This window comes from Aestuariibacter sp. A3R04, assembly GCF_018860805.1.
Classification (GTDB): domain Bacteria; phylum Pseudomonadota; class Gammaproteobacteria; order Enterobacterales; family Alteromonadaceae; genus Alteromonas.
Window position 1 is genome coordinate 1 of sequence record NZ_JAHKQR010000001.1, and the last position, 26,133, is coordinate 26,133.

A 26,133-nucleotide genomic window follows, 5' to 3' on the forward strand; every position below is an offset into this window, starting at 1 on the left:
CGGGACGCGCATTCTACGCGTTTCGTTTTCAGTGTCAACAACTTTTTGAAATTTTATTTCGAAGCGTTGCTAGCTCTAAAAACTTGCTTTCCAGTGTTGTTTCCAACTCTCTCAAGCGAGGCGCGCATTTTACGCCTTTCGATTCTCTTGTCAACACTTTTTGAAATTTTATTTTCTAGAGCATTTCTTTGAAAACCTCGCCAGACTTACGCTTTAGCGATAGTGCTGACTAGCTTTTGCCGGAAAGTCGTTTTGCTTTCCTGCCGAAGCGGATGCGCATTTTAGGGATTTAAATCTCACCGTCAACAACTATTTTAAAAAAACTGTCATATTTCGTTTAACCGGTCAATTCTCAACCTTTGCGGTACAAAAACCAATCATTTATCGACTCATTTATAACTAATCTTAGATAGGGAATCAGCTTTCAGGACACAACGACCTTTATTTTATGTGTTTAATACCCCATCATCTTGGAATATTTGCACTACTATCTTTTCAACAAGTGAGCATCTTTTATGTCTATCAGAGCTTATCACAAACACAGTCCCTCAATTGGCCCTCGCTGTTACATCGATTCATCCAGTGTATTAGTTGGACAAATATCACTGGCTGAAGATGTGAGTATTTGGCCATTGGTTGCTGCCCGCGGAGATGTCAACTCAATAGCTATTGGTGCCCGGACTAACATCCAGGATGGCACTGTGCTCCATGTATCTAGAAAATCTCCTCAGCATCCCAAGGGCTTCCCGCTAATTATCGGAGATGATGTTACCGTGGGTCACAAGTGTATGTTGCATGGTTGTATACTTGGTAATCGCATTCTCGTTGGTATGGGAGCCATCATCATGGACGGTGCAATAGTAGAAGACGATGTGTTTATTGGTGCAGGTACCTTGGTACCACCTAATAAGGTACTAAGGAGCGGCTACCTCTACGTTGGTAACCCAATGACAGAAAAGCGGCCAATAACAGACAATGAACGCCAGTTTCTAAAACAATCGGCTGAAAACTACGTTTTGCTCAAAGACGACTATCTGAATCAAGTATAATCAGTTTTGTCATCGCGGTCTAAGGGCTTCAATTACCTTGGCCGTATCAGGTTTCTTTCCTGTCCATATAGTAAACGCGGCCGCCGCCTGCTCTACGAGCATGCCAAAGCCGTCACTCACCTTCTTTGCCCCATGAGTTTTAGCAAACTCCATAAACCTCGTTTCGCCTTTGCCATACACCATGTCGTATGCAAGAGAGCATCTTTTAAACACAGAAGTAGAAACCTGGGGTAAATCTCCCGTCAAGCTAGCAGACGTGCAGTTAATTACAATGTCGGGTTGCAGAGAAGTAAGATCGTTTTTGCTTACGCATTCGAAGACTGGACTTTTTATGGCATCTACAATAGCTTGGGCCTTTATTTCGGTTCTGTTATTAATGTACAGCCCTTTCACCTTTGCTCCTAACAGGGGCTCAACCACTCCGCGGGTTGCGCCACCCGCACCTAATAGCAAAACCGTGTGACCGACCAAAGAACCAACTTGAGAATGAAGGTCAGCCACGAGCCCCATGCCATCTGTTGTATAGCCAAGCAAGGTCCCGTCTTTCATAAATAGCGTGTTTACCGCTTCTGCAGTTTTTGCCTCTGCATTGCAATTATTTTTACTTAGCTCATACGCGCGTCCTTTGAAGGGCGCAGTTACATTACATCCCACTACGTTATCTTGGGTGAAAAAAGTCTCAATGTCCGATTCAAATGCATCGATGTCTGATTCAACAATGCCATAGTCAATCTCTTCCCCAGTATTTTCGGCAAACATTTTGTGGATGGCAGGTGATAGACTATGTGCGATAGGATTTCCAAATACAGCGAATTTTTTCATGAGTATTTTAGGCTATTTTAATAAAATGAAAGAGAAAAAACGGCGCTACAAGACGCCAACCACACCCTACGAGTTAATAGGCGGTGACGCAAAAGTAACGCAACTAGCCAATAAATTCTATGACATCATGGAGCAAGATCCTTTTGCCGCTGAACTTTTAGCGTTGCACCCGAAGCCATTGGACAGAATTAGACATGTATTCACGCTTTATTTGATCATGTGGCTGGGTGGCCCTAATAATTACGAATTACAGTTCGGCCATCCCAGGCTAAGAGCCCGACACCTCCCCTTTTCGGTCACCCCAGAACTGAAAAGACAATGGATGTACTGCATGCGAAAGGCGATGATGGACACAGTTACCGATATAAGTCTGGCGGAGAAACTGCTTCATTCACTAGATCAATTAGCTGAGCACATGATCAACACCGATTAATCTCGTTCACAGGTACCCCAGGAGTGATAAAAAAGCCCTTCTAAAAAGAAGGGCAATGAGCAAGTGCGAAAACGCGGAGTTCAGTGTTAGAAAGTGTAACCAATAGAGATGGTGTATACCCAAGGATCGATTTGAATGTCAGCTACTTCACCTTCTGCTCCGTTTAGTTTGAATGTAGCTTCTGTATCAATGTCTATCCAACGAACAGAACCGTTAATATGCCACTTTTCGTCAATCATAAAATCAGCGCCAAATTGTGCTGACACGCCAAAAGAATTATCGAGAGACAAATCTGTTAGCCCTGCGTCATCATTCGCTGAAGTGAAGGCTTCATCATAAATAAACGTATAGTTTAACCCTGCCCCTACGTACGGCTGAAATGCTGCGGCAGGATCATTGAAGTAATAATTAACCGTGATTGTTGGCGGCAAGTGCGTCACTTCACCCAGTTGAGTGCCGCTTCCCAGAGGATCCTCAACACCGAAATCCACATCATGAGTAAACGGTGTTGCGGCCAACACTTCAATATTTATGTTGTCAGTAATAAAGTAAGCGACATTTAGACCCAGCTGGGTATTACTATCAACAGTCAGATCTACCCCAAGATCGCTTTCACCGACAAAGATGTTGGAACTTTCATCATCTGGAGCAACCGTTGTAAAGCCTCCGCGGACAACCCAATCACCCTTTTCGTATGCCTGAACAACCGGAGCAGTAACCAGTGTGGCAAGTATAACTGTAGCCAAAGTAGTCTTTTTCATGTTGATTCTCTCGTGTATTTAACGTTGATGGCGCTACTGTACGCCCGTGGAGAATCAAAATGTTGATCTGGAACAAGGTTGAAAATACTGAAACGGGTGCCTAAACAAGCTCTTGATCCAAGTCAATATTCTCATCGTCAATTACCAGTCTGTAGGTGTTAACCACTCCACCAGCTTGGCTTCTGCACTGCCATGAGGAGCTTCATACCCATACTCCCATCTAGCCAAAGGTGGCATACTCATTAAAATAGACTCAGTTCTGCCACCAGTTTGCAAGCCAAATAGCGTGCCCCGGTCATATACGAGGTTGAATTCTACATACCGGCCCCGGCGGTAAAGTTGAAATTCCCGCTCTCTGTGAGTGAAAGACAAGCTCTTTCTACGCTCGACTATGGGAACGTAGGCATCTAAATATCCGTGTCCAACTGCCTGCATAAATGCAAAACTGTCTTCGAACCCCCATTGATTTAAATCGTCAAAAAACAGCCCACCAACCCCTCGGGTCTCACCTCGGTGCTTGAGGTAAAAATATTCATCACACCATTTTTTGTATTCGGCGTAGACATCATCGCCGAAGGGCGCACAAATGCGTTTCGCCGTGTTATGCCAGTGCACCACGTCTTCTTTGAAAGGGTAAAACGGCGTGAGATCGAAACCGCCTCCAAACCACCAAATAGGCGCTTCACCTTTCTTTTCAGCTATAAAAAAACGAACATTTGCATGGGATGTTGGGATATAAGGGTTATGAGGGTGAATAACCAATGAAACCCCCATGGCTTGGAAACTTCGACCAGCTAACTCGGGACGTGAAGCGGTTGCTGAAGCCGGCATGGCATCGCCAAAAACGTGACTAAAATTCACACCACCCTGCTCGATTACCGCACCGTTTTTCATAACGCGAGACCGTCCGCCTCCTCCCTGCTGTCGCTCCCAACTGTCTTCAACAAACTGCCCTGAACCATCGCACATTTCCAATGTGTGGCAAATATCGTCTTGAAGCGTTAAAAGAAAAGCCTTAACTTTATTGATGGCCAACTGTGTATCTTGCATAACGTTATGGTCTTCCATATCTACCCTCGGATCACCTGGCCTGTTTCGCAGTCTTTAATGACACTGGGTTTGCCTGGGCAAGTAACTTCTCCTGATGCGTAAATTACCCTATCACCAAAATACTGCTTAGCTTCCTCAGTTGTCAGGGCCGGCGACGCCCCTGACGGATTCGCGCTTGTTGAAACCAATGGTTTTCCAAGTGTTTGGCATAGCGAAATGACTACCGGATGAGCAGTCACGCGAACGGCGATTTTGTCGTGTTCACCGGTTATCCAATTAGGCGCATCCATCGATTTCGGCAGCAACCACGTAATGTGCCCGGGCCAAGATGAAAAAACCTCTGTGCGTCGGTGGGATGGGATCGCTTTGTCATCGACGTATCTGAGTAAACGAGAGTACGAATCGGCTATTAGTATCACCCCTTTTTCTCGCGGCCTTTGCTTAAGACTCAAGAGATTGAGAACCGCTGTTTCATTGTCGGGGTCACAGCCGATTCCCATCACCGCTTCGGTGGGATACACAATAAGATCGCCCTGTTCAAATGCCGGTCTAATGAGATCAGCAGATTGCACATTTTCTAAAGTCATAGTTACGCTAATTCGTTACTGAGATTCTGCCTGATAATCGCACTTTGGTTGTGGGCAACATACCCGCCCTTTCTTTTCAATTAGCAAGCCCCAACCACACTGAGGGCACTTGCCTACAACGGGCACGGAATTTATCACATATCGACATTGAGGATAACGATTACACGAATAAAATCGCTTCCCATATTTGTTTGTTCGCTCGGTAATATGCCCTTCTTCACACTGCGGGCACAGTAACTGTGTATCCTCTTGCTTTTTGATCGGCTCAATATGATGGCATGCAGGAAAGTTAGTACAACCGATGAACATACCATATCGCCCTTTCTTAATCGCCAAAACACTTTGGCATTCGGGGCAATGTGTACCTTTAATCTCTTTTAGAACGGTAGTCTGTTGGTCGTGTAAGGGCTTGCTGAAATGGCAATTTGGATAGGCAGAACACCCGATAAAGGGCCCCGATTTGCTATTGCGTATTTGCAGGCGATTACCACACTCCGGGCAATCACCAACGTCGTGCTCCAGAGCATGCTCATGTGCACTAAATAATGAATGATCAATTTTTGACATAAAGTATGCCGGTGATGCTCCTGATTAGTGCAGCGTACCGTCAGACTCTTCGAATAAAAGATCTTCCATTTGCGCGTACGCGTTTTCTTTACCTGGTACGTTGAAAAGTACCATGAGTACAACCCACTTTAAATCTTCCAGACAAAACTCAGGTGAATCTATTTCCATCACCCGGTCAATGACCATTTCGCGAGTTGAGGCATCCAAAACACCGACCTGTTCCAAAAATAACAAAAAGCCCTGGCATTCAACATCCAGGCGCATTTGTTCCTCGTGGGTGTATATTCTGCTTACTCCTGACGAAATGCCTTTGCAAAAATAAGGTTTGTCGTCTGTTTCTTGAAGTGCAGCAAGTTTCTCCAGCCACGCCAAGGCCTTGTAGATTTCATCATGATGAAAACCAGCGCGTATAAGCTCATCTGTCAACTCGTCTTGATCTACGCGAATTTCCGTTTCACTGTGGATGAAGTTCTCAAACAGATACATGAGGATGTCGAACATGGTTTATTTCCCCCTCAATTTGACGTAACCACCAGGAACGGCGGCCACAAGACCTCGCAGTTCATATTCTAATAATGCTGCCAATACTTCAGATACAGGCAAGGCACTGCGTTCGGTTATGATGTCAACGCTAGTTACATCAAATTCCACATTATCTAATAATTTATCGGTTGCCAAGTTTTGATCTTCACTTTTTTGAGCATTAGTTTGTTGAGCAATGCCGACTGCATTAAACGAACCAGTCAACTCTTCCGCGATTTCACCGGCGTTTGTTACCAGTTTAGCACCTTGCTGAATGAGTGCGTGACAACCTTCGTATAATGGATTGTCGATACTGCCCGGTATTGCAAAAACATCGCGCCCCATATCTGCGGCCAAATTTGCAGTTATCAAGGTGCCGCTTTTTGTCGTTGCTTCGACCACCAGCGTTCCCTCTGCAATAGCGGCAATCAGACGATTGCGCTGTGGGAAGTGGTGACGTTTGGGCGGGGTTCCGGGAAAAAATTCAGAGGCCACCAGCCCGCCTTCCTGTGTAATCCGCTCTTGCAGTTTCCGGTTGCGATAGGGATAAGTACGATCAGGGCCAGTGCCCAGAAACGCTATAGTATGGCCCTGTTCAGACAGAGCCCCTTTATGAGCCGCACCGTCGACACCGCAGGCGAGGCCGCTAGTAACGACAATATCACTACCGGCCAACTGGGCTGAGAAATCATAGGCGTGTTGCAAACCGGCAGGCGAAGCTCGGCGACTTCCCACCACAGCCACTTGTTGTTTTGACAACAAGGCTGTATCCCCCTTACAAAACAAGACTAATGGCGCACTTTGCAACAATCCAAAACTCTCTGGCCAGTGTTCGTGCTTGTCGGTAACGATGTGATGAGTATCGCTTTTAGCCAGCCAATGCAAAGCGTTATCAACCGCTTTCCAATCTATTGCTTTTTGCAGGGTTACAACGTATTCCTGCTGTTGGGCTGTCAATGAATCCAGGGTCGTCCCATCACTACAACCAAAAATCAGCGACTCCGCAGAAACACCAGGCATCCCCAGCAGAGCGCGCCATTTGACTGGAGACACAGAAAAAACAGAGCTCATCGCCAGACAAGCTGTAATGTAGTTGTGATTTCGAGGAATAGGCATGCCGTTACTCCAGACGAGACGGCATACCTCAGGTTCAGGGGTTGGCCACTATAGCACCGGTTTCCACCAGCGCACGGGCACGGGTAATAATGCCGTAACTCGCTTTTTCAAAAGATTTGAATATGACGATTTCTCCAATCTTGATTGCGGGCTGTTGAACCGTACTGCCATCATTAAACACGCTGTTTAGCGCGTTGTTTTCACCCGCGTACTTCGGCGGATCACCATCAATAATGTCCGGCCCTTGGGCATATATACCCATAACAGTACCTGGCGCGACGTCATCCTTCCCTAAATCGACGATCACTACATCATTTTTTCCCAACAACTCATGCTGATGTAGATTACCCACCACATGACCCCGCTGTTCTTCGTTGGCGGCCTGTAGAATCAGATCTTCGCTGTCGGTAAAAACGCCGTCGTAGAGACGATCTCCGCGGCGAGCCTCAAAATTTGACTTAGTTACTTTTACCAGCCATTGAAAAGGTACTGAATCATCTATCATGCTAGCATCTGCCACGTGATGAACCTGTACACCCAATATGTCGCCATCAAGGTTTTTAATAGTAGCCTGACGTCGCAATACGCGATACTGATCAGAAGATCGGCCATAACTTCTGCTAATGACAATGTCGTCGGTCACGAAGCGTATATCCCCCGCTTGATTACCCAGAATATGAGGCAATTTCTCGTATACTTCTTCGTTGAGTAATTCGTTTTGATTGACATAGGGAGCTATAGACGACCATGGCAACATACTAATTGGCGAGGGTTTGTTTTGTTTTCTGAGTGACGGCCCCAGCGATATATGCTGTTTTTCGCGCTGTACGGTTAATACTGGCTCGCCATTGACCATACGAATAACCAGCACGTCACCCGGATATATCAAATGTGGATTTATAATTTGCGCATTTTTACGCCAAAGCTCTGGCCACAACCAGGGTTTATCTAGAAACAGGTTCGCAATGTCCCACAGGGTATCATTACGTTTAACAGTATAAGTTTGCGGCGCACTTTCTTTCAGCGCAACGGCACTGACAAAAAAGCTGATGGCAAAGCCAGACAGCAGCAAGCCTATTTTTAACCACATTAATCGGCACTTTCCCATTGTTCTGGTTGTCATAAGGCCAACCACTCCTGTTGAAATTTTCGACATTGGCTCTATATCGGCCATGACCTAATTAAATTCAATATTCCGTAAGGAAACCGCGTTGAATCAAAAAACCTGCACGATATTACCTGTTATACGATAGAATAGTATCAGAAACCAAGGTGTAAATAGTGCTGGTTATTGGATCGTATATTAATTCATACAAGCAAGTTAAGTTGAACGACAGATGGCTATTTTAAATGTATTAAGTTTTCCCGATGAGCGGCTACGCACTGTAGCGAAGCCAGTTGAATCGGTTAATGATGAGATAAAACAACTCATTTCAGACATGTTCGAAACCATGCGCGATGAGAACGGTATTGGCCTGGCAGCCACCCAGGTAGACAGGCATGTACAAGTCGTCGTAATGGATGTATCGGAAAACCACGATACGCCCAGGGTTTTCATCAACCCTGAAATTACGGCCAAAGAAGGCTCTACGATTAGTGAAGAAGGCTGCCTTTCAGTACCTGGCAACTACGCCAAGGTAGATCGTGCGGAGAAAGTAACGGTAAAAGCACTCGATGGCGAAGGCAACCCGTTCGAGCTCGAAGCCGATGGCTTGCTGGCCGTTTGTATTCAGCATGAGTTGGATCACCTGAAGGGCAAGCTTTTCATCGACTATCTTTCTCCCCTGAAGCGTCAGCGTATTCGCAAAAAACTTGAGAAAGAAGCGCGTCTCGCAGCGAAGGTATAAAATTTCCGTGAAGAGCCCACTAAAAATAATATTTGCCGGTACGCCGGATTTCGCCGCAGATCACCTCAAAGCTCTACTGGATTCTGCTCATGAGGTCGTCGCGGTATACACCCAACCCGACAGACCAGCTGGACGAGGTAAAAAACTCACAGCCAGTCCGGTGAAGGTACTCGCTGAAGCGGAGCACATCCCGGTATATCAACCACAATCGCTGAAGACAAAAGCGGCTCAGGATGAACTGGCATCTATCGATGCAGACATCATGGTAGTGGTTGCCTTTGGACTTATTTTACCTCAGGTGGTATTAGATACACCTAAGTATGGCTGTTTAAATGTTCATGGTTCTATTCTGCCTAAGTGGCGGGGTGCTGCGCCAATACAACGAGCGATTTGGGCGGGCGACAAAGACACGGGTGTCACCATTATGCAGATGGATGCAGGACTGGATACCGGTGATATGTTACATGTTGTTAAGGTACCCATTGCTGACACGGAAACCAGCGCTTCTCTCTATACAAAATTAGCAGCTTGCGCTCCTGCTGCATTGCTGGAAGTGTTAAATGATTTACCTCGCTTTACCGATCAAGCGGAACCCCAGGACAGCCGGCTGGCAACTTACGCCAACAAATTGAGTAAAGAAGAAGCATTGATTGACTGGTCACAACCGTCTGAGCAAATAGAACGAAATATTCGGGCATTTAATCCCTGGCCTGTAGCCTGGATGAAAATTGGCGTTGATAATGTAAAAGTGTGGGATGCCCGCATACTTGAAAGTACATCATCAAGTACACCTGGTGTAGTAGTTAAAGCTGATAAACACGGTATAGTTGTCTCTACCGGCAGTTGTGATATATGTCTTACTCAGTTGCAAATACCGGGTAAAAAATCGCTACCCGCTGCTGATGTGTTAAACGCCCGACCACAATGGTTTATTGTGGGGCAAGTTATTGGCAGCAATTATTAATGGCAACGCCGCTTCCCAAACAGAAAAATCTTCGCTCTGACACCGCCTGGGTGATCCATCAAATTCTGGAAGAAGGCCGCTCAAGCCGTGATTGCCTGAATAAGGTACAACGGCGTCATGAAGGTAAAGACAATGCGTGGATCCAGGAGATGTCTTTAGGCGTTATGCGACAGCTCCCCACGCTGCAATATTGGTTGCGAAAGCTCCTCGATACTCCCCTCAAAGGAAAAAAGAAAGTAGTTGAACACCTTATTTTACTGGGTATGTACCAACTCGCCTTCTCACGAGTATCATCGCATGCTGCTGTCAGTGAAACCGTGAATGCGGCATCCTACCTTGGCGCTATGTCGTTAAAGGGGCTGGTAAACGCTGTACTTCGAAATTTTCAACGTCAAGACTTAGCCAACCAGCCCATTAACGATCCTATTGTCAATTCAGGCCTACCAAAATGGCTTTACAAGCGGCTTAACCAACATTACCCCAGCATAGCCAATGACATCATTGCTAGCACAAATAGTCCTGCTCCAATTTGGCTTAGAGTAAATACACAAAAGGTTTCACGTGAATCATTTTGCCTATCGCTGAATGAACACCAAATAAGCTATACCCTGCCAAAGGAACAGAAAGCGGGTGTTATTCTGACCGATAGAACGGATATAACTTCCCTCCCCGGTTTCAGCCAGGGTTGGTTTTCTGTGCAGGACGGTGCCGCACAATTGGCAGCAGTTTACTTGCAACCCGAACCTAACGACCGGGTTTTAGATTGCTGTGCAGCCCCCGGGGGGAAAACCGGCCATCTGTTTGAAGTGCAGCCTGATATGAAACTTTGCTTGGCCATTGACAGCGACAACACTCGCTTGCTGCGAGTAAAAGAAAATATGCAACGGCTACAACACAATCCCATCATTAAACAAGGTGACGCTTTGCAGCCTGAGGAGTGGTGGGATGGCGAATTGTTTGATCGCATTTTGCTCGATGCCCCTTGCTCAGCGACCGGCGTCATTCGTCGTCATCCGGATATCAGATGGTTGCGCAAAGCGAGCGATATAGCCGCCCTCGGCGCGCTGCAAGCAAACATTCTGGATGTTATGTGGTTGTTGCTAAAGCCGGGAGGAACATTGCTTTATGCAACCTGTTCCATGTTGCCTGAAGAAAACGTCAACCAAATTACCGCCTTTTTAACGCGTCACAGTGACGCATTGCGGCTACCACTAAACGATGGCGATACCGACAGCCATCCTGGCAGACAGATCCTGCCCGGAGAACAACAAATGGATGGTTTCTACTACGCGAGACTGATAAAGTCTGAGAATAAACAACGGTAAGAGTCTGAAAGTAATCAATGAAAATTATCATTCTTGGCGCAGGTCAGGTGGGCGGAACGCTCGCCGAAAATCTGGTTGGTGAAAAGAACGAAATAACAGTCATTGATTCAGACCCTTCCATTCTTCGGGCACTACAAGACCGCCTGGATTTACAGGTTGTTGAAGGCGTAGGATCTCACCCAGACACACTAAAAAAAGCCGGTGCAGAAGATGCCGACATGCTCATCGCCGTTACCAACAGTGACGAAAGTAATATGTTGGCGTGTCAGGTTGCTTACAGTCTGTTTAAGACCCCCACTAAAATTGCCCGTGTCCGAAGCGAGCAATACATTATTTATCAGGAACAACTGTACAAAGAACAAAACATCCCTGTCGACCATATTATTGCACCGGAACAGCTTGTAACCACGGCAATAAAACGTCTTATTGATTACCCGGGGGCGTTACAAGTTGTTGAATTTGCAGATGGTAAAGCAAGCCTGGTAGCCGTTAAAGCATACTATGGCGGGTTGTTGGTTGGTCATGCTTTGTCTGCACTCAAAGAACACATGCCAAATGTGGAAACCCGGGTTGCCGCCATATATCGTCGGGGTCGTCCTATACGCCCGTTGGGTACTACCGTAATTGAAGCTGATGACGAAGTATTTTTCATTGCTGCCACGAAACATATTCGAGCAGTGATGAGTGAGCTGCAAAAACTTGAATCGAGTTACAAGCGCATCATGATAGCAGGCGGAGGGCTAATCGGTGCTGGGCTAGCGAAAAGGCTTGAGCACAAGCACAACGTGAAATTGATTGAATTTAGTCCTGAACGAGCACAATACCTGTCGGCTAATCTGGATAGAACCATTGTATTTTGTGGTGATGCTTCCGACCCAGAGCTACTCAATGAAGAAAGCATCGATGAAGTAGATGCATTTATCGCCGTTACTAACGACGATGAAGCAAATATCATGTCAGCGATGCTGGCAAAACGCATGGGCGCTCAAAAAGCCATGGTGCTTATTCAGCGCAGTGCCTATGTGGATTTGGTTCAAGGCGGCGAGATAGACATCGCCTTTTCTCCCCAACAAGCAACGATTTCAGCCTTGCTGACCCACGTTCGCCGGGGTGATATTGTGAACGTCTACTCATTGCGCCGAGGGGCTGCAGAAGCTATCGAAGCCATAGCTCATGGAGATGAAAACACGTCTAAGGTGGTAGGCAAGGAAATCGGCAACATAAAGCTCCCTCCAGGTACAACCATTGGTGCAGTGGTGCGTGAAGATTCCGTTATCATTGCGCATAGTGATACAAAAATAGAAGCCAACGACCACGTTATTTTATTTCTGGTGGATAAGAAATACATCAGTGACGTAGAAAAACTCTTCCAGCCCAGCGCATTTTTCTTCGGATAAATTTTTCCGACGTAAACCCAAATTTCATCCTGTGAGAAAACAGGCTTAACTGCGCCAGAACGTAGGTGAAAACAACACGAGTAGTGAAAACACTTCCAGACGACCAAATAGCATTGCCAGAATAAGTAACCATTTACCCGAATCGCTCACTGCGGAATAAGTTCCAGACACACTCCCCAATCCAGGGCCGAGGTTGTTCAACGTTGCCGCTGTGGCGGTAAAGGCAGAAATGTTATCAAGGCCAGTGGCTATCATGCCTATCATTATTAACACAAACACAATTGCGTAGGCAGAAAAGAATCCCCAAACAGCCTCTACCACACGGTCTGGCATAGCCCGTTCTCCAAGTTTAACTGAGTACACGGCTTTAGGGTGAATCAGTCTGTCAACTTCTCGTTTACCTTGTAGGAAAAGCAGCAAAACCCGAACGACTTTAAGCCCTCCTCCCGTAGAGGACGCACAGCCGCCAATAAAACTGGAAAATATTAGCAGTATGGGTAAAAACGCCGGCCAGGATGAGAAATCGGTAGTGGCGAAACCCGCCGTAGTGCTTATTGATACCGCCTGAATCATAGCTTGATCCAGCGCTTCTTCAGCAGAGCTGTAGTAGCCACTTAATGACAGTACCAAAAAGCAAATCATAATCAGGGTGAACTGAATAAAAAGAAACGCTTTGAATTCTGGATCCCGAATATATCCGCGTATGGAACGAGAGCTCACTGCAGCATAGTGCAACGAAAAATTTAGGGCTGAAATCAGTAAAAAGACGGAACATACCATATTCACCATGGGGCTATTAAAATAGCCTAAACTTGCATCGTGGGTCGAAAAACCACCAATAGCCACCGTGGCAAAGGCGTGGCATACCGCGTCAAACCAATCCATTCCAGCAATGAAATAAGCTCCCGTGCAGGCTATTGTCAGTGAAAGGTAGATATACCAAAGGTGCTTTGCCGTATCTGCTATACGGGGAGTCATCTTCGAGTCTTTTACCGGCCCCGGTGTTTCAGCGCGGTACAACTGCATGCCCCCAACACCCAGTATTGGCAGAATGGCCACAGCAAGTACGATAATTCCCATACCGCCGAGCCACTGCAATTGTTGCCGATAAAATTGAATTGAGTGAGGCAAAAACTCAATACCCTCAATTACCGTAGCACCGGTCGTCGTTAATCCGGAAAAGGATTCAAAGAACGCATCGGTTACTGTCATGCTTGGTTGCTCAAGCAGAATAAACGGAATAGCCCCGACACTCGCCAACACAGTCCAAAACAGCACAACAATAAGAAAGCCCTCTTTCGCACGAAGGTCTTTTTTGTGATAGCGATTCGGATACCACAGGGTCATGCCAATCATGACAGAGAGAACAAACGCGATGACAAACGGCAAACCACTGCCATCTTCAAATAAAAGAGAAATAAAAGCTGGCGGGATCATTGTGACACTAAACAGTGCTACCAGTAACCCGAGTATGCGTACGATCGCACGATAGTGCATGTTCCGTTAAGCCTTTTTGTTTTTGTATTACTACTTATTCGCTATCATTATGCGGTGACAATCGCGAAAGGGAAACCCCCCTTCGCCAGATCCTCATTACGCCATGGCCAGCACAGTAGCTACCATTTTGTCGATGCCTGCTTTCGCTTCGAGAATATCCGACGCGAGCATGTACGCAGGTGTTGTCACTAATTTAGCGTTCGCATCAACAATTATTTCCGTGACCGGGCAATCAACATGGCTGCCTCCCAGTTCTTCTACACCACCGGCTGTGTCCTTGTCGTTGCCAATAGTTACCTTGTGACCACTGCCATAAACTGCGGCGGCTAAAACAGGAGCAATACACGCATAACCTGCTGGCTTTTTGGCATTGGCAAACGCCTTGCACACGGCTAACACATCCTCATTTATTTTACATTCCGGACCGTCTATTGCGAATGTACACAAATTCTTAGCTGCGCCAAAACCACCGGGTAAAATAAGAGCATCAAAATCTTCCACTTTACACGCGGTAACGGGTTTGACGCTCCCCCTGGCAATGCGGGCAGACTCAACCAAAACACTGCGAGATTCTCCGTCGGCCACCTCGCCGGTAAGATGGTTAATCACATGCAATTGCGTCATATCGGGAGCGAAGCATTCATACTGTGCGCCGTTTTCCCGAATCGCTAAAAGGGATATTACTGCTTCGTGTATTTCTGTACCGTCAAACACCCCGCTTCCACTTAATATCACTGCGACTCTTTTCACTTTTTATGCTCCTGTTGCTCTTTAGGCCATGCCATCTCTGTCTTATGCTAATCGTGCTTAAAAAACGGCCAACATTAAAATTAAAAAATATGAAAGACTGCTGTCGTTTTTTGTTATTCATATGCTACATTAACTGACCAACTTGGTTAACTACTAAAAACGCCATACACCAAGTTATCCACATTTTCAGGGAAGCTATTGTCTAGGTACGGATATCACTTCGTATTCTTTCTATGCCTTGTTTTTAAAGATCTGCGGCAATACCCCTTGATCCAGATCGCGCAATGTGATCCTTGTCAGCCCGCTCATTGATCACAAAGTTATCCACAGAAAGATCTCATTTCCGGTATTTACCCTTCTGTGGCGTTCAAGCCAAGCCTATGGCATCCTTCACACATTGTCCTTCCCTAAGATTAGTAACGTATGTCTGAAAACAAAACGCCCCCATTTATTCTCGTTGATGGCTCTTCATATTTATTCCGAGCTTTCCATGGATTACCACCTCTAACCAACTCAAAAGGGCAGGATACCGGGGCAATATACGGCGTGATTAATATGCTTCGCAGCCTTATTCGTCAGTATAACCCCACCCATATCGCAGTGGTATTTGACGCGAAAGGAAAAACATTCCGCGATGATATGTACAAGGAATATAAAGCGAACCGACCTCCTATGCCGGATGAACTGCGCTCTCAAATCAAACCCCTTCACGAGATTATCAGAGCCATGGGCTTACCTATAATTGTCGAAGAAGGGGTAGAGGCCGATGACGTTATAGGGACACTGTCAAAACAAGCCTCTGAAAAAGGTATTGATACGCTAATAAGTACTGGCGACAAGGACATGGCACAGTTGGTCAATCAACACGTCACGCTTATAAATACAATGACCAATCAGGTCATGGATGTAGACGGAGTTAAGGAAAAGTTCGGGATTCCTCCAGAATTAGTAATCGATTTTCTCGCGTTAAAGGGCGACAAAGTCGATAACATTCCTGGCGTACCCGGCGTAGGCGACAAAAGCGCACAAGCCCTGCTAAACGGCATCGGTGGTATAAACGCCATATACAATAACCTCGATGAAATAGCAGGTTTGTCTTTTCGCGGCAGTAAAACAATGGCCGCAAAAATGCAGGAATACGAAGAACAAGCCCGTTTATCCTATGAACTGGCCACCATAAAACTTGATGTAGAGATGGATTATTCTCCCGAGTCCCTCACGCCGACACAAGCAGACAACACTAAACTTGCAGCGCTATTTTCTGAGTATGAATTCAAGCGATGGTTTACCGAAGTATCATCTGAAAGCGCAGCAGAAAAGGTCGAAAAGTCAATGGAGGAAAGTCCACCGCTATCCGCGATAGACAAAGATGGCTACGTTACAATTACCACCGAGGTAACGTTTAAAGAGTGGCTCGAAAAGCTAAAAGCAGCACCACTTTTCGCGTTTGATACAGAAACAACCAGCCTCGACTACATGGAAGCGGAAATAGTTGGGGTTTCTTTTTGTATAACTCCTGGTGAAGCAGCATACATTCCTGTTGCTCATGACTATCCAGACGCACCAGAACAGCTGGATCGCAATTGGGTGCTGGAAAAGCTCAAGCCCATTCTTGAATCTGACACCATTAAAAAAGTGGGACAGCACTTAAAGTATGACAAAAATGTTCTGGCAAACTACGAGATCACGCTGGCGGGTATTGCCTTTGACACTATGTTGGAATCGTATGTGCTCAACAGCACTGCCACACGTCACGATATGGACTCTCTGGCCATGGCTTATCTCAACCACAAAACCATTCATTTTGAAGATATCGCGGGGAAAGGTGCGAAACAACTCACTTTCAACCAAATAGCATTAGAAGAAGCCGCTCCCTATGCCTGTGAAGATGCCGATATTACACTTCGTTTGCACAGTGTGATTTGGGATAAACTTCAGCAACACGATTCCCTCAAAGCGCTACTCTTGAATGTTGAAGTGCCATTGGCCAGTGTACTTGCGCGTATGGAACAACTCGGCGTACTTATTGATTCACAACAACTGGCCCAACAAAGTCAGGATCTTGCAAAACGGATAAAAGAACTCGAAGCCAATGTTCATGACGCTGCGGGAGAAACATTTAATTTGGGCTCAACTAAGCAGTTGCAACACATTTTGTTTGAAAAGCTGTCGTTACCCGTGATCAAAAAGACACCAAAAGGTGCTCCATCAACTTCAGAAGAAGTGTTACAGGAACTGGCGCTAGACTACCCTATTCCTAAAATGATCATGGAATACCGCGGACTAACAAAGTTAAAAAATACCTACACAGACAAACTGCCCAAGATGATCAACCATCGTACAGGCCGGGTTCATACTTCTTACCATCAGGCGGTAACCGCTACCGGACGCTTGTCATCCACAGATCCGAATCTGCAAAACATTCCCATTAGAAACGAGGAAGGCCGTCGTGTTCGTCAGGCATTCGTCCCTCGCAATGGATACAAAATTGTCGCCGCCGACTATTCCCAAATTGAACTTCGTATTATGGCGCATCTCTCTAAAGACGAAGGTTTACTCAGCGCATTTGCTCAGGGTAAGGATATTCACAAAGCGACGGCTGCCGAAGTTTTCTCGGTACCATTAGAAGAAGTCTCCGCACAACAGCGTCGAAGTGCAAAAGCGATAAACTTCGGCTTAATTTACGGCATGTCAGCGTTTGGTTTGTCACGTCAACTAAATATTCCTCGCTATGATGCACAGTCATATATGGATTTGTATTTCGAGCGTTATCCCGGCGTACTGCACTACATGGATAAAACCCGCGAACATGCAAAAGAAAAAGGGTATGTAGAAACTGTATTCGGTCGCAGACTCTATTTGCCAGACATTAAGGCAAGCAACGGAGCTCGACGAAAAGGCGCAGAAAGAGCGGCCATTAACGCGCCTATGCAAGGTACTGCAGCAGACATTATCAAGCTGGCCATGTTGCGAGTTGACGATTGGATAAACAAAGAAGCCCGTGACGATGTGTTTATGATGATGCAGGTGCACGATGAATTGGTTTTTGAGATAAGAGAAACAAAAGTAGACGAAGCGGTAGCAAAAATTACCGCGTTAATGGAGCAAGCTGCCACCTTGTCAGTTCCCCTCCAGGTAGAAGCAGGGATAGGTGAAAACTGGGATGAAGCCCACTAATCAGTAATAAGATTACAATTTTTAGCCAGTTTATCGTGTTTAATACGAATATTTGGTAATTTTATTACAAAGACTCTTGCCTTTTTAGTGATCTGATGTACCCTGTACATGTAGGGTACAGAGGTGAGAAATCTGTTTTCAAACCTTTGCTTTAACCCCGGTAGTTTTACCGGGGTTTTTTTATGTCTGTTCAACTAATCACGACTTAATCGCACGCCGATTAACAACCCAACTACCTGTTTTATATAAGTTTTAAAATTTAATTAAATAAATCGAATTTTATTTTGAACTTTGGTGCGTTTGCGATGCTCTTATCTACGGTTTTTATGTGTTTTCTCTCAGTCCTTTTCCCCATCCATTTGGATGGGGATTTTTCTTTTCTAGACTTGGAAAAGTTATTCTTCTTCGTCATCCTTGTTTAGCCCGAACCACGCATCCAATACAGTAGCAGCCTCATTGACTCCAATTTTTGACAATGAAGAAAAAGCCTGAACAGTCACGTCACCGTTAAATGCTAGTGCCGCGTTTTTGGCGAACATAAGCTGTTCTTTACGCTTTCCCGATTTGAGTTTGTCTGCTTTTGTCAGCAGCGCCAGTACCGGTAAGCCCGCGTCTACAGCCCAGAAAATCAAATCCTGATCCAAATCCTTAAATGGGTGACGTATATCCATCATAACAACCAGGCCCTTTAGACTTTTTCTCTTTTGCAGATATTCGCCCAGCGATTGTTGCCACTTCTTTTTCATGGCAATCGGCACCTGAGCAAAGCCATATCCCGGCAAGTCCACTAATCTTCGGTTTTCATCCAACTCAAAAATGTTAATAAGTTGCGTTCGGCCTGGCGTTTTACTGGTTCGGGCCAGGTTTTTTTGTCTGGTCAGTGTATTAAGTGCGCTGGATTTCCCCGCGTTTGATCGCCCGGCAAAGGCAACTTCAATACCTTCATCTTCTTTCAAATGGCGGATATCCGGCGCGCTCATTAGAAATTTTGCTTTGGTGTAATACGTCATTTCAATATCCGTCTATACTGGGTTTTAACTTTATTTTAATTGACTCTCGTCAGGAAAAGGTTATAAAACCATAGTTTTATTATGGAATAGGTTTTTCTAACGAGTTAAACGTGTAGAATATTGATCATATCACGTATATCGATAAAGCCGTTTGCTCCTTTATAGAGATTAGTTATGAAAAAACTGTGTGTGCTTGTATTTCTGTCGTTAGGTTTATCCGGGGCAGCCTCTGCTAAAGGCGATCCTGAAGCAGGTAAAGCGAAGTCAGCTGTTTGTGCAGCGTGTCACGGCATGGATGGAAATTCTATGATCCCCATTAATCCCAAAATTGCAGGGCAACACGCGGGATATTTGGAAAAGCAACTGAAAGAATTCAAACTCGCTTCCCAAACGGGCGGTGAAGAAGGCCGTAATAATGCAGTTATGAATGGAATGGCTGCTCCCCTTTCAGAGCAGGATATGGCTGATTTAGCCGCATACTTTGCCAGCCAGGAAGCCAAACCCGGTGAGACACCGGAAAATTACGTTGAAGCAGGACAAGCCTTGTACCGCGGTGGCGATGAAGCACGGGGTATCCCCTCCTGCGGAGCTTGTCATGGCCCCGACGGCAATGGCATGGGTCTGGCCGGCTTTCCTGATATCAGCGGGCAGCATCCCGATTACGTAGTCGCACAACTCAAGGCTTTCCGCGACGGTCAGCGCGCGAATGACATGAACGGCATGATGCGTGACATCGCAATGAAACTCACAGATGAAGACATGGATATTCTGGCGAATTATTTGGCAGGCTTGCACTAAGTCGTTGTTGTATAAAGGTTGTTAATTAATTGTAAATTTCACCTTGCAATTTATTAATTCTTCTGTAATATGCTTCATCAAGTTGGTGCTGTGTCTGTAACAGTACAAACATAATAACAATAAGAAATGAATTAATGGATTATTGGATAAAGTGTCAGGAAGGCCTTGAACTAATATTTGCTCTGTTAATAAAAGCAAAAAGTAGAGCTACCCTTTGCATGTAAGTGCAAAATCGGGAGAGGTGTCGTCATCAGAGGCACTCACAAATGAGGTGATGGTTAATAGCCATCGCCTTTTTTCTTTTTTATCATTAGATAATTCAACAAACCACGCTGCGCCTCTCACAATAAATGCAAAAACTCTCTTGTCCTCTATGCCACTGTGCCGATACTGAATTTTACCATCAGGACACACGCAGAGAATACTTTCAGTGCACACATTGCTATCTCGTTTTCGTACACCCCGATTTACTCCCTACTCTCACCCGGGAAAAACAGGAATACGATCTGCACGAGAATCACGCTGCAGATGAGGGCTACCGGCAATTTCTGTCACGGGCACGTGATCCCGTTGTAAATAGCATGAAAAAAGGCGCTCGCGGATTGGATTTTGGCTGTGGTCCGGCACCTGTGTTGGCTGATATGCTCACGAATAACGGGTTTATCATGGACGTATTTGACCCTATATACGCGCCTTCAGAACCAGTTTTATATCGCCGACACTATTATGATTTCATTACCTGCACCGAAGCGATAGAACACTTTCATCAACCGGTAAAAGAGCTCAAACTTTTTAGTTCACTCCTCAAAGAAAACGGCTTACTGGTTGTCATGACAAAGCGGGTTGAAAGCAAAAGCCGCTTTACAAACTGGCATTACAAAAACGATTTAACTCACGTTAGCTTTTTTTCTGACGCTACCTTTTATTACATTGGCGACAGAATGGGATTTAACGTGTCTTTCCGTGGTAAAGATGTTGTATTGTTGAAGAAGCGTCCTTAAATACGCGGTATAATTAGTGTCATTAACATGTTTAAGGGAGACTATATGTCGTCTCGTTCGAAGAAAACACGCAAAGTTGGGGTTATTGGTGTTCGCAAAGATCCCGACTTTAACAATCCGAAAAAAAAATCAAAAACACCGGTAAACCCGCCAAAGACTAAACGTCATAAAGGGAACAAAGCAGGTTCTAGAAACGCGGTGGAATCTAAGAAAGGGAATAGTAAACAGGCAAAGGTGGTCGAAGACCCTCGTCTTGGCAGTAAGAAGCCTGTCGCGCTAATTAAGGCGCCTCTTAAAAAGTCGGAGGTAAAAAAATATGCCACTCCAGCCGAGGAATTGGCGGCATTGGAAGCAGACAACAGGCTGTCAACGTTATTAGACAAGCTGGACGATGGCAAGACTATCTCCATAGAAGAGCAGCGTTATGTAGATGAAAAGATGGCGCGACACCGCACGCTATGTGATTTATTGGGTATTGTTGAAGAAGACGAAGACATTGATGAAGACAAAGACCCACTTTCTGACCTAGATGCTATTAGTTTGGACGAATTTAAAGATTAAGGCGTTATCGTTATGTGGTTAACCACTGCTGTCATTGTTGGCCTGGCGATTATTCTGGGGCTCGGTTTTTATGCTGGTAGATTGCTGTTTTTGTTGAAGCAACAAAACAACCGACAGAAAGCAGCCCGTGATGCCCGTATCGCAAATATCACCGAGAGCATCATTGTTATTGGTAAGGCAATGCAGCAGCAACAGTGTGACTTGTCAGAAGGCGCAATCCGAATTTGTAAATTGCTCAATGCGTTACCTTTGCAATCACCGCCAGACTACCGCGGCAACTTCCCGCATATTCACAAACTCTTTGTGGAAATTAGCGGGTTTGCCATTTTAGAAGAGAGAAAGAAGCTTTCAGCAACAGAAAAGAGAAAGCAGGACACCGCGCGTGAACAAATTGAATCAGACTATGAATCATTGGTTCTCCGTGAGCTCGACGATATCTGTCGGTGGTGTGAGGCCTTAGCAGCAAAAACCGCTGCGTAATATTGCCAAAAGGCCGGTAAATAAATGACGTTTGCCGGCCTTTTGTAGTTATATTTTTTAATGACGGTTTATTTTCTCGCCAAAGATCGCACAGATTCATAGCAGTGACAATTTGTTGCGTGGTCGTTCACCAGTCCCGCTGCCTGCATAAAAGCATAACAGATCGTTTCCCCCACAAATTTAAAGCCATCTTTTTTTAATGATTTCGACATCGCTTTAGATGCATCTGTACTCACGGGAGCATCACGGTAATCACTCCACCCGTTTGTGATTGTCTTATGGTTAGTAAATTGCCATATGTAATCACTAAACGCCATTGTAGAAGCGATATTCAAGTAGGCTTGTGCATTAGTAATAATACTTTGTATTTTTAACCTGTTTCTTACAATACCACTATCCTGCATCAGCCTTTCTACGTCTTTATCTGTCATGCTGGCGATCTTTTCCGGCTCAAACTGATAAAATGCCCGTTCATAGTTTTTTTGCTTCTTTAAAATCGTTATCCAGGACAATCCAGCCTGCTGACCGTCCAAACACAGTTTGGCAAACAACTTTTTACTGTCGAGTTCAGGTCTTCCCCACACCGTGTCATGGTACCTTTGATACTCAATATCATCTGACACCCAACCACACCGAATGGGCCTGTCGAGAAAATTCATGCTTATTGCCCCTTATTTATTCGTTTTTTCAGCAGATTTCCGTGTTTCAGCCTACATTCATTAGCTGACAGATTGTATACTACTCCACCTTTACTTTGGTCAGTTATAAGTAGCGAACATGCAGAAATACGATATTAAAACCTTCCAGGGTTTGATCCTAGCACTGCAGGATTACTGGGCGCGTCAGGGATGCGTTATTATCCAACCACTTGATATGGAAGTGGGCGCAGGTACATTCCACCCAATGACGTTTCTACGCTCGCTGGGGCCCGAGCCTATTAGCAGCGCGTATGTCCAGCCCTGCCGTCGGCCCACTGATGGCCGTTACGGCGAAAACCCTAATCGTCTGCAACACTATTACCAGTTTCAGGTTATGTTAAAGCCTTCCCCTGACAATATACAGGAGTTGTATTTAGGCTCGCTTAAAGAACTTGGTTTCGATCCGTTGGTACACGATATTCGCTTTGTTGAAGACAATTGGGAATCCCCTACTCTTGGCGCTTGGGGCTTGGGCTGGGAAGTTTGGTTGAACGGTATGGAAGTGACCCAGTTCACGTACTTTCAACAAGTCGGCGGTCTTGAATGCAAACCTGTTACCGGTGAAATTACTTATGGTCTCGAACGTTTGGCCATGTATGTGCAAGGCGTAGACAGTATTTACGATCTCGTTTGGACAGACGGCCCGATGGGCAAGGTAACGTATGGTGATGTATTCCACCAAAATGAGGTTGAGCAGTCAGCTTACAATTTTGAGCACGCCAACGTGGCATTTTTATTCAAAACTTTCGATGAATGCGAAGCGGCCAGTCAGCTATTAATTGAACAGAATCTCCCCCTTCCTGCTTACGAGCAGGTAATGAAAGCATCCCACGCTTTCAACCTGCTCGATGCGCGACATGCGATCTCAGTGACAGAACGCCAACGATACATACTTCGTGTTCGTACACTGGCAAAAGCATGTGCAGAAAGTTATTACCAAGCGCGTGAGGCGTTAGGTTTCCCTATGTGTAATAAGGAGCAGTAGTTGTGCGCAGCGAAAATTTACTGGTAGAAATTGGTACTGAAGAATTACCCCCTAAAGCACTAAAAAACTTGGGTGAAAGCTTTGCTGAGCACTTTAGATACGCTTTGGATAAAGCTGAATTGGCTTATGACAGTGTGCATTGGTTCGCAGCTCCCAGACGTTTGGCGGTGTCAGTTTCTCAACTAGCGCAATCACAGCAAGACAAAGTGGTTGATAAGCGTGGCCCTGCTGTTTCAGCCGCTTTTGACAGCAACGGCAACCCGACGAAAGCAGCCATGGGATGGGCTCGCGGCAATGGCATTGACATAGCCGATGCAGATCGACTTTCTACTGACAAGGGTGAATGGCTTCTCTATCGCGCCAAAGTAAAAGGTCAATCAATTAACACGCTTATTGAAGAGCTGGTGAATCAGGCAATCGCAAAATTACCCATACCTAAAGCCATGCGTTGGGGCAATTCTGCAACCCAGTTTATTCGTCCTGTACACACCGTCACTGCGCTGTACGGTGCAGATGTGTTACCGCTTACTGTATTGGGAAAAACCAGCAGCCGTGTTATTCAGGGCCACAGATTCCATGGCGAGGCGACCTTTGAGCTAGCTCATGCAGACGATTACGCAACGGCACTTAAAGCCCATTACGTTATTGCAGATTTTCACGAACGCGCAGAATATGTACGCAGTGAATTAGAAAAAGCGGCTTCTGCCCTTTCCCTTAAGCCCGACTACAGCGAAAGCTTACTGGAAGAAATAGCCTCTTTGGTTGAATGGCCTGTGGTAATGCAAGCGTCTTTTGATGAAGCATTTCTTGAGGTACCTAAAGAAGCACTCATTTACACCATGAAGGACGACCAAAAGTACGTGCCGCTGCTCACTGCGGACAATAAGCTAGACAGCCGCTTTTTGTTTGTCAGCAATATTGAATCTCAGGATCCTATTCAGGTTATCTCAGGAAACGAAAAAGTCATTCGCCCTCGTTTAGCTGACGCTGAGTTTTTCTTTACGACAGACAAAAAATCGACGCTTGAAAGTCGCCTTGATAGTCTCAGCACGGTTCTTTTTCAGAAACAATTGGGAACGCTAAAAGACAAGTCTATTCGTATTTCCCGGTTGGCCGAATTCATAGCCGAGAAAACATCAGCAGACAATGCCTTAGCAGCTCGAGCTGGTTTGTTGGCAAAAACAGACCTGATGACCAACATGGTCATGGAATTCCCCGATGTACAAGGCGTTATGGGAAAATACTACGCGTTGAACGATGGTGAGCCAGCTGTTGTTGCCGAAGCGCTCTACGAGCAATATATGCCCCGCTTTGCCGGAGATACATTACCGTCTACGGGCGTCAGCGCAGCCGTCTCCCTAGCCGATAAGCTCGATACGTTGGTTGGTATTTTCGGCATTGGCCAGCTTCCAAAAGGTGACAAAGATCCTTTCGCATTGCGTCGAGCAGCCATTGGTGTGCTTCGTATAATCGTCGAAAAAGATCTCGATCTTGACCTTGAGACCTTGGTGGCAAAATCAGTTGAAGTATACGGTGACAAGCTAACCAACGTAGATTGCCAGACACAGGTTGTGGACTTCATACTCGGTCGTTTTGTCGCGCTACTGCAGGACAAAGGTGTAAGTATCGATGTTATTCAGGCCGTTGCAGTTCGACGCCCCACTCGCCCTGCAGATTATGCAGCCCGAATTGATGCTGTATCTGCTTTTAAGTTACAGGATGAGGCTGAAGCCCTGGCAGCTGGAAACAAGCGCGTTGCCAACATTTTGGCTAAACAGCAATCAGAAGTAAGCACATCAGTTAAAGCTGAGCTGCTTACAGAAGATGCAGAGAAGTCGTTGTATTACTCTTTAATGAATGTTATCGGCCAGGTTGAAGCGTCTGAAAGCCGCGATTATAAAGCCGTACTTAGCGCGTTATCGACTTTGCGTTCAGATGTAGATAACTTTTTCGATAGCGTCATGGTAATGGCAGAAGACGATGCGATAAGGAACAATCGCTTGGCTTTGTTGTCTTTGTTGAGACAGCAATTCCTGCGTACTGCCGATATCTCGTTGCTCGCGAAATAACTGCTGTGCCGGTTTCCATGTCATGCCCAGCCTGCGCTGGGCAAACCAGACGAGGATCAATGTGAAAAAGAAACTACTCAACCTCGGTTTTTTTGCTTCAATAACGCTTTCGGGCTGTAGTAGCACCAGTGTCGTCGACATTCCGGGCATAACAAGCGGCCCGGAATTAAAGTTTGAAAACATGTACTTACGAGGTGTTTTCAACTGGTGGGAAGCCACTGCTGCTTATCAACTAAAGCAAAACAAACAGGGGTGGTTTGTTGATGTTGAGCTTATTGCAGACGGTCAACCCTACGACTTTCGCTTGTCAGATGGCTTTTGGACGCCAGATCAGACTTGTGGCGCTCGTTATCGCGGACAAATAGTGCTGATCCAGACAACCATGTATATGGTTTGCGGTACAGAATCAGAGAACCTGCAATTTACCCCAGAAAAAACAGGGGTTTATAGATTCACCTTTAACCCGGCCAGTGGCGGAGAAGTCATGCTCACCGTAACGCCAAAGACAAGCTAGGTCTAGTTAATCCATAACGCTGTATTTCAAGCCCTTGTATTCGCAACGGGCTTTTTTATTGCTTTACTATTGTTTCCACTTTTTCCGACAGAAAGAACTAACTATATTTGTAAGTGAATACTTACCGGGGGATTTTTTTACAACGTTAACAAC

Annotated in this window: 26 protein-coding genes; 14 read left to right on the forward strand and 12 right to left on the reverse strand. The window is 45.6% G+C overall.

The features are described 5' to 3' along the window. The first annotated feature begins 515 nt into the window (after positions 1–515). The gene (locus tag KO518_RS00005) at positions 516–1,049 is read left to right on the forward strand and encodes a gamma carbonic anhydrase family protein (protein WP_216023771.1); all 534 of its coding nucleotides are present in this window, start codon (positions 516–518) and stop codon (positions 1,047–1,049) included. A 9-nt stretch (positions 1,050–1,058) separates the two neighbouring features. Here KO518_RS00005 and aroE read toward each other — a convergent pair whose 3' ends face one another. Further along, positions 1,059–1,871: a shikimate dehydrogenase gene (gene aroE, locus KO518_RS00010; protein WP_216023772.1), complete on the reverse strand. Its 813-nt coding sequence runs from the start codon at positions 1,869–1,871 to the stop codon at positions 1,059–1,061. On the opposite strand from aroE, the gene KO518_RS00015 reads away from it, so the two are divergent. Continuing rightward, on the forward strand, positions 1,870–2,304 hold the full coding sequence (locus KO518_RS00015; RefSeq protein ID WP_216023773.1) for a group II truncated hemoglobin: 435 nt from the start codon (positions 1,870–1,872) through the stop codon (positions 2,302–2,304). The genes aroE and KO518_RS00015 overlap by 2 nt on opposite strands. Before the next feature lie 86 nt (positions 2,305–2,390). Here KO518_RS00015 and KO518_RS00020 read toward each other — a convergent pair whose 3' ends face one another. The 7 genes from KO518_RS00020 to KO518_RS00050 all read right to left on the reverse strand — a co-directional run bounded on the left by KO518_RS00020 (position 2,391) and on the right by KO518_RS00050 (position 8,030). After that, complete coding sequence (locus KO518_RS00020; RefSeq protein ID WP_216023774.1) at positions 2,391–3,065, reverse strand: OmpW family outer membrane protein; 675 nt, start codon at positions 3,063–3,065, stop codon at positions 2,391–2,393. Positions 3,066–3,206: 141 nt separating this feature from the next. Beyond that, entirely contained in the window at positions 3,207–4,115 is a 909-nt protein-coding gene (hemF, locus tag KO518_RS00025) for an oxygen-dependent coproporphyrinogen oxidase (protein ID WP_216023775.1), read from the reverse strand. A gap of 20 nt (positions 4,116–4,135) precedes the next feature. Next, positions 4,136–4,702, reverse strand: coding sequence for a Sua5/YciO/YrdC/YwlC family protein (locus tag KO518_RS00030; protein ID WP_216023776.1), 567 nt, complete (start codon positions 4,700–4,702; stop codon positions 4,136–4,138). Between the two features lie 15 nt (positions 4,703–4,717). Then, positions 4,718–5,269, reverse strand: a complete 552-nt coding sequence (locus KO518_RS00035) for a type I DNA topoisomerase (RefSeq protein ID WP_216023777.1) — start codon at positions 5,267–5,269, stop codon at positions 4,718–4,720. 24 nt (positions 5,270–5,293) lie between these two features. Further along, a complete protein-coding gene (locus KO518_RS00040) occupies positions 5,294–5,770 on the reverse strand; it encodes a DUF494 family protein (RefSeq protein WP_216023778.1) in 477 nt (158 codons plus the stop codon). A gap of 3 nt (positions 5,771–5,773) precedes the next feature. Then, the gene (dprA, locus tag KO518_RS00045; protein ID WP_216023779.1) at positions 5,774–6,907 is read right to left on the reverse strand and encodes a DNA-processing protein DprA; all 1,134 of its coding nucleotides are present in this window, start codon (positions 6,905–6,907) and stop codon (positions 5,774–5,776) included. A 34-nt stretch (positions 6,908–6,941) separates the two neighbouring features. Next, positions 6,942–8,030 carry a LysM peptidoglycan-binding domain-containing protein gene (locus tag KO518_RS00050; protein WP_216023780.1) on the reverse strand — a complete coding sequence of 363 codons (1,089 nt, stop codon included), beginning with the start codon at positions 8,028–8,030 and terminating at the stop codon, positions 6,942–6,944. Positions 8,031–8,244: 214 nt separating this feature from the next. Here KO518_RS00050 and def point away from each other — a divergent pair, with 214 nt between their 5' ends. Genes def through trkA form a run of 4 tightly spaced genes read left to right on the forward strand, consistent with a single transcriptional unit; the run spans position 8,245 to position 12,440 of the window. Further along, the gene (gene def / locus KO518_RS00055) at positions 8,245–8,754 is read left to right on the forward strand and encodes a peptide deformylase (RefSeq protein WP_216023781.1); all 510 of its coding nucleotides are present in this window, start codon (positions 8,245–8,247) and stop codon (positions 8,752–8,754) included. Between the two features lie 7 nt (positions 8,755–8,761). Beyond that, positions 8,762–9,718, forward strand: a complete 957-nt coding sequence (fmt, locus tag KO518_RS00060) for a methionyl-tRNA formyltransferase (protein WP_216023782.1) — start codon at positions 8,762–8,764, stop codon at positions 9,716–9,718. Then, complete coding sequence (gene rsmB, locus KO518_RS00065; protein WP_216023783.1) at positions 9,718–11,043, forward strand: 16S rRNA (cytosine(967)-C(5))-methyltransferase RsmB; 1,326 nt, start codon at positions 9,718–9,720, stop codon at positions 11,041–11,043. Before fmt ends, rsmB begins: the two co-directional genes overlap by 1 nt. A 17-nt stretch (positions 11,044–11,060) precedes the next feature. Continuing rightward, entirely contained in the window at positions 11,061–12,440 is a 1,380-nt protein-coding gene (gene trkA / locus KO518_RS00070; RefSeq protein ID WP_216023784.1) for a Trk system potassium transporter TrkA, read from the forward strand. Positions 12,441–12,485: 45 nt separating this feature from the next. On the opposite strand, the gene KO518_RS00075 is transcribed toward trkA, so the two are convergent. Then, positions 12,486–13,937, reverse strand: a complete 1,452-nt coding sequence (locus KO518_RS00075) for a TrkH family potassium uptake protein (RefSeq protein ID WP_216023785.1) — start codon at positions 13,935–13,937, stop codon at positions 12,486–12,488. A gap of 96 nt (positions 13,938–14,033) precedes the next feature. Next, positions 14,034–14,687, reverse strand: a complete 654-nt coding sequence (gene elbB / locus KO518_RS00080) for an isoprenoid biosynthesis glyoxalase ElbB (RefSeq protein ID WP_216023786.1) — start codon at positions 14,685–14,687, stop codon at positions 14,034–14,036. 423 nt (positions 14,688–15,110) lie between these two features. Here elbB and polA point away from each other — a divergent pair, with 423 nt between their 5' ends. Then, on the forward strand, positions 15,111–17,864 hold the full coding sequence (gene polA / locus KO518_RS00085; protein WP_216023787.1) for a DNA polymerase I: 2,754 nt from the start codon (positions 15,111–15,113) through the stop codon (positions 17,862–17,864). 395 nt (positions 17,865–18,259) lie between these two features. On the opposite strand, the gene yihA is transcribed toward polA, so the two are convergent. Continuing rightward, on the reverse strand, positions 18,260–18,874 hold the full coding sequence (gene yihA / locus KO518_RS00090; protein WP_216023788.1) for a ribosome biogenesis GTP-binding protein YihA/YsxC: 615 nt from the start codon (positions 18,872–18,874) through the stop codon (positions 18,260–18,262). Positions 18,875–19,048: 174 nt separating this feature from the next. Here yihA and KO518_RS00095 point away from each other — a divergent pair, with 174 nt between their 5' ends. The 4 genes from KO518_RS00095 to KO518_RS00110 all read left to right on the forward strand — a co-directional run bounded on the left by KO518_RS00095 (position 19,049) and on the right by KO518_RS00110 (position 21,714). Then, positions 19,049–19,672, forward strand: a complete 624-nt coding sequence (locus KO518_RS00095; RefSeq protein WP_216023789.1) for a cytochrome c — start codon at positions 19,049–19,051, stop codon at positions 19,670–19,672. Positions 19,673–20,022: 350 nt separating this feature from the next. After that, a complete protein-coding gene (locus KO518_RS00100) occupies positions 20,023–20,673 on the forward strand; it encodes a class I SAM-dependent methyltransferase (protein WP_216023790.1) in 651 nt (216 codons plus the stop codon). A gap of 45 nt (positions 20,674–20,718) precedes the next feature. Continuing rightward, positions 20,719–21,234 carry a Der GTPase-activating protein YihI gene (gene yihI, locus KO518_RS00105; RefSeq protein ID WP_216023791.1) on the forward strand — a complete coding sequence of 172 codons (516 nt, stop codon included), beginning with the start codon at positions 20,719–20,721 and terminating at the stop codon, positions 21,232–21,234. Positions 21,235–21,246: 12 nt separating this feature from the next. Beyond that, positions 21,247–21,714 (forward strand): DUF2489 domain-containing protein, encoded by a 468-nt coding sequence (locus tag KO518_RS00110; RefSeq protein ID WP_216023792.1) that lies wholly within the window; start codon positions 21,247–21,249, stop codon positions 21,712–21,714. Positions 21,715–21,782: 68 nt separating this feature from the next. Here KO518_RS00110 and KO518_RS00115 read toward each other — a convergent pair whose 3' ends face one another. Continuing rightward, a complete protein-coding gene (locus KO518_RS00115; RefSeq protein WP_216023793.1) occupies positions 21,783–22,373 on the reverse strand; it encodes a DNA-3-methyladenine glycosylase I in 591 nt (196 codons plus the stop codon). Positions 22,374–22,491: 118 nt separating this feature from the next. Between KO518_RS00115 and glyQ the strand changes: the two genes are divergently transcribed. From glyQ to KO518_RS00130, 3 genes are all read left to right on the forward strand, one after another. Next, positions 22,492–23,397, forward strand: coding sequence for a glycine--tRNA ligase subunit alpha (gene glyQ / locus KO518_RS00120; protein ID WP_216023794.1), 906 nt, complete (start codon positions 22,492–22,494; stop codon positions 23,395–23,397). A 2-nt stretch (positions 23,398–23,399) separates the two neighbouring features. Further along, positions 23,400–25,466 (forward strand): glycine--tRNA ligase subunit beta, encoded by a 2,067-nt coding sequence (gene glyS, locus KO518_RS00125; protein ID WP_216023795.1) that lies wholly within the window; start codon positions 23,400–23,402, stop codon positions 25,464–25,466. 61 nt (positions 25,467–25,527) lie between these two features. Further along, positions 25,528–25,980 (forward strand): hypothetical protein, encoded by a 453-nt coding sequence (locus KO518_RS00130; RefSeq protein WP_216023796.1) that lies wholly within the window; start codon positions 25,528–25,530, stop codon positions 25,978–25,980. Positions 25,981–26,133: the final 153 nt, after the last annotated feature.

What these genes read in the sequence shown, in the direction of transcription:
- dprA (WP_216023779.1), bottom strand. Translation starts at nt 6,907, where the DNA reads ATGCCTATTCCTCGAAATCACAACTACATTACAGCTTGTCTGGCGATG.
- KO518_RS00020 (WP_216023774.1), bottom strand. Translation starts at nt 3,065, where the DNA reads ATGAAAAAGACTACTTTGGCTACAGTTATACTTGCCACACTGGTTACT.
- yihI (WP_216023791.1), top strand. Translation starts at nt 20,719, where the DNA reads ATGTCGTCTCGTTCGAAGAAAACACGCAAAGTTGGGGTTATTGGTGTT.
- KO518_RS00015 (WP_216023773.1), top strand. Translation starts at nt 1,870, where the DNA reads ATGAGTATTTTAGGCTATTTTAATAAAATGAAAGAGAAAAAACGGCGC.
- aroE (WP_216023772.1), bottom strand. Translation starts at nt 1,871, where the DNA reads ATGAAAAAATTCGCTGTATTTGGAAATCCTATCGCACATAGTCTATCA.
- KO518_RS00100 (WP_216023790.1), top strand. Translation starts at nt 20,023, where the DNA reads ATGCAAAAACTCTCTTGTCCTCTATGCCACTGTGCCGATACTGAATTT.
- KO518_RS00040 (WP_216023778.1), bottom strand. Translation starts at nt 5,770, where the DNA reads ATGTTCGACATCCTCATGTATCTGTTTGAGAACTTCATCCACAGTGAA.
- trkA (WP_216023784.1), top strand. Translation starts at nt 11,061, where the DNA reads ATGAAAATTATCATTCTTGGCGCAGGTCAGGTGGGCGGAACGCTCGCC.
- glyQ (WP_216023794.1), top strand. Translation starts at nt 22,492, where the DNA reads ATGCAGAAATACGATATTAAAACCTTCCAGGGTTTGATCCTAGCACTG.
- yihA (WP_216023788.1), bottom strand. Translation starts at nt 18,874, where the DNA reads ATGACGTATTACACCAAAGCAAAATTTCTAATGAGCGCGCCGGATATC.
- KO518_RS00030 (WP_216023776.1), bottom strand. Translation starts at nt 4,702, where the DNA reads ATGACTTTAGAAAATGTGCAATCTGCTGATCTCATTAGACCGGCATTT.
- KO518_RS00035 (WP_216023777.1), bottom strand. Translation starts at nt 5,269, where the DNA reads ATGTCAAAAATTGATCATTCATTATTTAGTGCACATGAGCATGCTCTG.
- hemF (WP_216023775.1), bottom strand. Translation starts at nt 4,115, where the DNA reads ATGCAAGATACACAGTTGGCCATCAATAAAGTTAAGGCTTTTCTTTTA.
- polA (WP_216023787.1), top strand. Translation starts at nt 15,111, where the DNA reads ATGTCTGAAAACAAAACGCCCCCATTTATTCTCGTTGATGGCTCTTCA.
- KO518_RS00075 (WP_216023785.1), bottom strand. Translation starts at nt 13,937, where the DNA reads ATGCACTATCGTGCGATCGTACGCATACTCGGGTTACTGGTAGCACTG.
- KO518_RS00050 (WP_216023780.1), bottom strand. Translation starts at nt 8,030, where the DNA reads ATGACAACCAGAACAATGGGAAAGTGCCGATTAATGTGGTTAAAAATA.
- KO518_RS00115 (WP_216023793.1), bottom strand. Translation starts at nt 22,373, where the DNA reads ATGAATTTTCTCGACAGGCCCATTCGGTGTGGTTGGGTGTCAGATGAT.
- KO518_RS00095 (WP_216023789.1), top strand. Translation starts at nt 19,049, where the DNA reads ATGAAAAAACTGTGTGTGCTTGTATTTCTGTCGTTAGGTTTATCCGGG.
- def (WP_216023781.1), top strand. Translation starts at nt 8,245, where the DNA reads ATGGCTATTTTAAATGTATTAAGTTTTCCCGATGAGCGGCTACGCACT.
- rsmB (WP_216023783.1), top strand. Translation starts at nt 9,718, where the DNA reads ATGGCAACGCCGCTTCCCAAACAGAAAAATCTTCGCTCTGACACCGCC.
- KO518_RS00005 (WP_216023771.1), top strand. Translation starts at nt 516, where the DNA reads ATGTCTATCAGAGCTTATCACAAACACAGTCCCTCAATTGGCCCTCGC.
- KO518_RS00110 (WP_216023792.1), top strand. Translation starts at nt 21,247, where the DNA reads ATGTGGTTAACCACTGCTGTCATTGTTGGCCTGGCGATTATTCTGGGG.